This is a genomic window from Arsukibacterium sp. (assembly GCF_041616895.1).
In the GTDB taxonomy this organism is placed as follows: domain Bacteria; phylum Pseudomonadota; class Gammaproteobacteria; order Enterobacterales; family Alteromonadaceae; genus Alishewanella.
Window position 1 is genome coordinate 1 of record NZ_JBFJPY010000128.1, and the last position, 6,790, is coordinate 6,790.

Sequence of the window (6,790 nt, forward strand, 5' to 3'; positions counted from 1 at the left end):
CTTTGAACAAAATGACTACTCAGCGGGTAACCCGGATTTCGACAATAGTGGTCATCGTTTCTCAGTAAACTTTGTTGACAAGTTTTTAGACGATACCGTTGGTGTAGCGCTGGTTGTATCATCAATGGAAACGCCACGCCAGGAGCAGCAGTTCCGTGGTTGGGGTTATGCCGGTGTTAATTTAAGTCTTGATGATAACGGTGATTTTAACAATGCTCGTCGTGATACCGACACGGTAGATGTACCAGCAGGTACGGTAGTATTAGGTGGTCACGACTCATTTACCCGTTCGGCGATGCTGGAGCGCGACTCGTTCGCGGCTATTGTTGAATATACGCCAACTGACAAACTGACCTTAAAATTTGACGCCTTATATGTCGACTTTACCGAAAACGACGTGCGTCGTGGCCTGGAAGAAGGTGGTGCTGAGTGGGGTACTGGCGATTACACCATTACCGGCGTTGAGAACGGCCTGGTAACCTCAGGTTACTACGATGGTTTTCATTCTGTAGTGCGTAACGATGCGCGCAGCCAGGAAGCAGATTTATTCACCTTTGGCTTAAACCTTGAGTATGAGCTAAGCGACGATTGGACTGCCCAACTCGATATGTCCAGCGGTAAAGTAGATAAAACCATTACCGACGTAGAAAGTTATTCTGGTGTCGGCCGTGCTGGCACGCCAGGTCGGCCACTGGCTGCCCGTAGCTGGACCATGACCCCAACTGGCGTGATCTATAGTGATCATCCAACCCTGCCATCAGTAGATTACACCGATGCCAGCTTAATGCGTTTAGCCGGGCCGCAAGGCTGGGGTGGCGCTCTGGGTGCAATTCCACAATTCGACGGCACAACTAATGCCCAGGATGGTTTTGTTAACCAGCCAGTATTTGAAGAAACCTTAGACAGCCTGCGCCTGCAATTTAATGGCTTTGTCAGCTGGGGCATTATTACCGGCGTTGAAACCGGTATCGCCTATCAGGAGCGTTCAAAAACCAAAATTAATAACGGTGCCTTTTTAACCGCGCCAAGCTGGCCGGACGATGTCGCTATTCCTAACCCGTTGGGCGTCGCCGATTTAAGTTTTATTGGTATTGCGGGTGTAACCGCTTATGACAGTTTAGGCTTGTACAACAGCGGTTACTATATTGAAACCGATGCGGCGCTTTTAGAAAACGGTCGTTTTGGTGATACTTACAAAATTGATGAAGAGCTAACCACCTTATTTGCTAAGTTTGACGTAAATACCGAAGTGGCAGGTATGATGGTGCAGGGTAACTTTGGTCTGCAAGTGGTTAATGCCAAACAAAGTGGTGAAGGCTTCAGTACTACCAGCAACGCCCAGGGCTTTACCGTGGCAACGCCGGTCAGTGACAGCGATGATTACACCGATATTCTGCCTACGTTAAATGTAAGCGTCGAAGTAGCTGACCGCCAATACGTACGTACCGCGCTATCGAAAGTGATCAGCCGGCCACGGATGGATGATATGCGGCCAAATGCCCAGGTTACCTTCCAGTTTAATGACTCAAACATTCTTAGTGACGACCCACAAAACAGTCCCTGGGGTGGAAATTCCGGTAATACCCGGTTAAAGCCGTTAGAGGCTAATCAGTTTGATTTAGCTTACGAGAACTATTATCACGACAATGGCTTCTTTGCCGCCAGCTTTTTCTTTAAAGATCTGAAAAACTGGCACCGCAATGAAACCGTCATTGCGGATTTTTCAGACGTTTATATTCCGGGCTATCACCAGTCTTCAAATGAAACAGGTAACCGTCCGCCGGAGCTTTTCGTCGGCAACATTTCTCAGGTTACTGATGGTTTACAGGGGTTTGTGCGTGGTTACGAATTCCAGGCCAGTGTACCGTTTGAAATAGTGCACGAAGCTTTAGATGGTTTTGGAGTGGTGGCCAGCGCCACCTTTATGGACGGAAAGCTGGATGACGGTGCCCGGGTGCCGGGTTTATCTGAAGAAACGTATACCCTTACTGCCTACTATGAGTACAAAGGCTTTGAATTCCGGGTGTCGGGCACCAAGCGTGATGAGTTCCTGACAGAAACCCGGGGTTTAAGCTTGTCTCGTGTCGAGTGTGTTGACCGCGGTGCTGAGCTGTGGGATGCCCAGCTTGGTTATGACTTCAGCGAGTCAGGCATTGATGGCCTCGATGGTCTGCGCTTAACCTTCCAGGTGCAGAATATTACTGACGAGCCAACCTTAAGAACCAACGGCGCTGATGCCCGCCAGGTTACGGATTATCAGAGTTTTGGTAGGAACTTTATGTTAGGTTTAAACTATAAGTTTTAATGCTTAAGTTCTGATAATTCTGCCAGTCTGGCCTGCTATAGTAAGTAGCAAGCCAGGCCAAAGGCAGAGCAGGTTCTCCCTGGTAAAAGCCCGGCCTGGTTTAAGGGCCGGGTTTTTTTTGAGTAGGATATTATGAACAACGCTGTAAAAAAAGTAGTGGTGTTAGGCGGCGGTACTGCCGGTTGGATGGCCGCGGCCTTACTGAAAAAAGTGCTGGCCGGTGCTATCGAGATTGAGCTGGTGGAATCAGAAGACATTGGCACGGTTGGCGTTGGTGAAGCCACCATTCCGCCCATTCGGTTATTTAATAATGTCATGGGGATTAACGAAGCTGAGTTTTTACGCGAAACCAAAGCGACCATTAAACTGGCGATTAAATTCGATAACTGGCGGGTGCCGGGCGAAGGTTATTTTCATACCTTTGGTGCGCCGGGTAAAAGCCTGGCTTTCTGTCATTTTCATCATTTATGGCTGCGGGCCAGACAGCAGGGCGATAAAACCGATTTATGGCAATACGACTTAAACTACCTGTGTGCCATGGCCGGCAAGTTTGCGCCCATTAATGCTAAAGACAGCATTCTGGAATTACCCTACGCCTATCACTTTGATGCCGGGCTGTATGCCCGCTACTTAAGAAAGCTTAGCGAGCAAATGGGCGTGGTGCGCCATGAAGGTAAAGTTCAGCAGGTATTTCAGCACACCAATGGTGATATTAAATGCCTGGTGCTGGAAGATGGCCGTGAGCTTAGTGGCGATTTGTTTATTGATTGCTCGGGCTTTCGCGGTTTGCTTATTCAGGAAAAATTAAACGCTGGCTATGACGACTGGAGCCACTTTTTACCCTGTGATCGTGCGGTAGCCGTGCCTTCTGAGCGCTTTGATAAAACCCTACCCTATACTCGCGCTATCGCACACACTGCCGGCTGGCAGTGGCGTATTCCGCTGCAGCATCGTAACGGCAATGGCCTGGTATTCAGCAGTTCGCACTACACTGATGAGCAGGCCGCTGACTTATTACTGGCCAATTTAGATCGCAAAGCGCTGGCTGAGCCTAAGTTTATACGTTTTAAAACCGGCCGTCGCCGCCAGCAATGGCAGCGCAATGTGGTGGCGGTAGGCCTGGCCAGTGGGTTTTTAGAGCCGCTGGAGTCAACCAGTATTCACCTGATCCAGTCGGCGGTGGTGCGGCTGATCCAATTGTTTCCGCACAACGGCATTTGCCCGAGCGCCGTTAAAGAATATAACCGGCAATCCGAGCTGGAATATACCCAAATTCGTGACTTTCTGATCCTGCACTACCATGTTAACCAGCGCAGTGACAGCCAGTTCTGGCGCGATATGCAGCAGTTGGCCATTCCGGATAGCTTACGCCAAAAAATGGCTATTTTCGCCGATAATGGGCAGTTATTTCGCGATCAGAACGATTTATTTCTGGAAAGCTCCTGGCTGCAGGTCATGCTAGGCCAGGGCATAGAGCCGAAAGATTACCACCCGATTGCCAATAATTTCAGCGCCGAAAAGCTGCGCGAGATGCTGGCCAATATTCAGGCGATTAAGCAGGAGCCGCTGAGTAAACTGCCTGATCATGACACCTTTATTCAAACCATGATTAACCGTAGTTAATTAATAAAGGAAACCACAGGCCAGCCATAGCGAGGAAGGTAATCGCACATGGCTGGCCCTATCAAACTTAGTCTGAATATTTTACGCTGTGTGGTTTAAATTTACCGTTCTTAGTAAACCGCTTAAGCCACTTTGTGAATTTCACACCAGCTGCGCTTTGCTCCGTGTAGAACGGGTGTGGCACCTCTGGGGTGGCAAAAAACTCAGTCAGAATCGTATGACTATTACCACTGCCAATATAGTACTGATAGTTGTGTGTTGTCTCAGATAAAAAGTTTAACGAGGCTTCCATTCTGGCGTTCCACTCGGCGAAGTACAGGTAGTCATATTCGTTTATTCCCCAGCTAAAAGGATTGGTATTACCCAAGTCATTTTGGTCCATAATCTTCAAAAATTGCACTTGTACCAGATCAAGCTGGGTACTGTACTGAGCAAACCGACTATCAGGATAGGCTTCAGTTAATCGGCTAAAAATTTCAGCGTTAAATCCTACCGCGGAATAGGTGGTTAACCCTTCGCTAAACAGCAACGGCAGGCTGGTTTCCACATTCCAGACTTTATCAAAATCGAACACACTATCGATAAAACCCTGGGTAACCACAGCTGAAGACGCATCGGCAAATAATGCACTATCTGCGTTGGGGAAGGCAGCCTGTAAATAAGGAAAATGTAAGGTGGCACCATAACCACCGGCGCTTGAACCGGTGACCAGCAGCTTTTTGACTTTTTTCTGCTTTTTATCATCGAAATGCTGTTTCAACCAGGCGCTAACGGCCATAAAATTGTCGTAACCACGGTGTTTAACGGTGACCGGCGCACCGGGAAAACCGGTGATTGTGCCGTCTACATCGCGGTAGGTTGTATCGCTTGAGCCAACGTGAATATCGCCGGTGCAATAAGGAATAAACACCTTACTCCAGTCTTTATACGGATTCTCTTTTTCAGCGTCGTTAAAAATACCGCCGGCATTAAGTGGTGAATTCTCGGCCAATATGGAAGGGTTATAGGCAGGACGCGCGCCGGGTACTCCCGCCAAGGCCAGTGAGCCAACACAGGTTGCATCATTCCAGCACGCTCCGCCACCATTAAAATACACTAACAGGTTTTTACTTTTGCCTTGTTTAAAGTAAAAGTGAAACGCGTTATTAACAGGTTCGCCATTAATCGGGTTTAGCACGGTGTCAAAAGCACAGCTGGGATTAATAGTTTTAGTGAAGCCCTGGTCATCGATAATGTCCATTTGAGCATCTACCGGGATCACTTGCCATTCAGCCGCCGCAGGTTTGGCTTGTACATCAGCTGCTATGGCACCTAACACCAGTACTGCACCAAGCATTAATAATCTTTTCATATGAGGGTCCGTTTCATCGTTAAGTATTGCGGGCCGATATTGCCGCATTAAAAAGATAGGACACTCTTGTGACTAAATATAGAACACTTGTTAAAAAATCATGCTTTGTCATTAAGTATTGAAAAGACTGCCCGGTAATTTTTACTCACAACGTGAACACTTTATACAACCAGAACACGGCACCGCCATTACCAAGCCCTACGATCCCGCTCTGGATAAGCTGGAATAAAGTTTGCTTCTTGCCTATGGTTATAAGCACTAATAAAGCAATAAGGAGCACTATATGGCTATTATTAATTGGGCAACGGCAAAATATGAAGGCTTAGGCAAAGACGGCAAAGGACATGTTTCTACTCAATCAGGCGCATTAAAAGACCAGCCCTATGGCTTTAATACCCGCTTTGATAATAAAACCGGCACAAACCCCGAAGAGCAAATTGCTGCGGCGCACGCGTCGTGTTTTACCATGGCCCTGTCGTTTGGTTTAGCTGGCAAGGGTTTTAGCAAAGGCACCCTGGAGTCTAAAGTTGAAATTACCCTGGTAAAAGACGGTGATGGTTTTACCATTACTAAATCTGAAATAAAGTTGGATGCTAAAGTACCAGGTATGCATGGCAGCGATTTTGAAAAAGCGGCAGTTGAAGCAAAACTAAACTGCCCCATTTCGAAATTACTGAATTGCGACATTACTCTGGATATCATGTCGTTTGAAGGCAATTAACCAACAAACACTTTTGGCCTGGCCACACTAATTCTGTTTCATTGTGGCGTTTTGCCATAAGTTCTGGTGTGCCGGCTCCTGGAAAAACTGCTCCGGCTGCCAGCAGCGGGGCAGTAGCTTGCGCAGGTAGCGCTCTTCGCCATCCTGATACAAGGCGTTTAGCAAAGCTTTTAAGCGGTGCTCGGGTAGCACTTCCAGCCGTTCGCGGGCAATTTTAAAGTACAGGTTGTAATCGGTTTGCAGGCTAATGTCGATGCCGGTATTGCGATACTGCTGCTGGCGACTGACTATCCGGCAATTGGGTTGCTCTGGCTTTTGCGGGTACAGGCCATTAACGATAGCGAATTCGTAGCGGTCCTGTGGTTGCTGATCGGGCCCCAGTGGCGTAAACACCACACCATAACCCTGCGGAAACAAGCCGGTTATTCTAAGTAGCTGGTCAACCAGTAAACCACTATATTCATTTCGCCTTGCCCCCTCACGCATTAATAATGCCGCCTTCGGTAGCATTGCGTAATTGAAGCGCTGCCGGCCAGGTAGCACAATTGACGCATACACTTGTGGTACTTTTAATAAGCTGCCAAACAACGTTTTATCACCCGGGTTTAACTGCAACAACTGGCTAAGCCACTGCAAGCGTTGGTGTTGCGCCGCAAGGTAGTTATCGCGCTCAGTTCTGTTGTTACCAATGTAGGGTGCTATGCCGAAACCCTGTTTCAGCAAGGCCAGGCTGGCATCGCTACTGATTTTAAGCAGCCTTTCCCGGTCTGTCAGGCTTAACGGCCGGCCA

General features: G+C 48.1%; 4 protein-coding genes and 1 pseudogene. 3 read left to right on the forward strand and 2 right to left on the reverse strand.

Annotation, left to right across the window (positions count from 1 at the left end; all coding sequences use genetic code 11):
* Together ABY802_RS15240 and ABY802_RS15245 are read left to right on the forward strand one after the other, a co-directional pair.
* On the forward strand, positions 1-2,305 hold a 2,305-nt coding region (locus tag ABY802_RS15240), incomplete at its 5' end, for a TonB-dependent receptor (protein ID WP_372627980.1).
* Positions 2,306-2,437: 132 nt separating this feature from the next.
* Positions 2,438-3,928, forward strand: coding sequence for a tryptophan halogenase family protein (locus ABY802_RS15245; RefSeq protein WP_372627981.1), 1,491 nt, complete (start codon positions 2,438-2,440; stop codon positions 3,926-3,928).
* Positions 3,929-3,995: 67 nt separating this feature from the next.
* Here ABY802_RS15245 and ABY802_RS15250 read toward each other — a convergent pair whose 3' ends face one another.
* Positions 3,996-5,279 carry a pectin acetylesterase-family hydrolase gene (locus tag ABY802_RS15250; RefSeq protein WP_372627982.1) on the reverse strand — a complete coding sequence of 428 codons (1,284 nt, stop codon included), beginning with the start codon at positions 5,277-5,279 and terminating at the stop codon, positions 3,996-3,998.
* A 283-nt stretch (positions 5,280-5,562) separates the two neighbouring features.
* On the opposite strand from ABY802_RS15250, the gene ABY802_RS15255 reads away from it, so the two are divergent.
* Positions 5,563-6,000 carry an OsmC family protein gene (locus ABY802_RS15255; RefSeq protein ID WP_372627983.1) on the forward strand — a complete coding sequence of 146 codons (438 nt, stop codon included), beginning with the start codon at positions 5,563-5,565 and terminating at the stop codon, positions 5,998-6,000.
* 27 nt (positions 6,001-6,027) lie between these two features.
* Here ABY802_RS15255 and ABY802_RS15260 read toward each other — a convergent pair.
* A pseudogene (locus ABY802_RS15260) lies at positions 6,028-6,790 on the reverse strand (hypothetical protein); the annotation flags it as partial.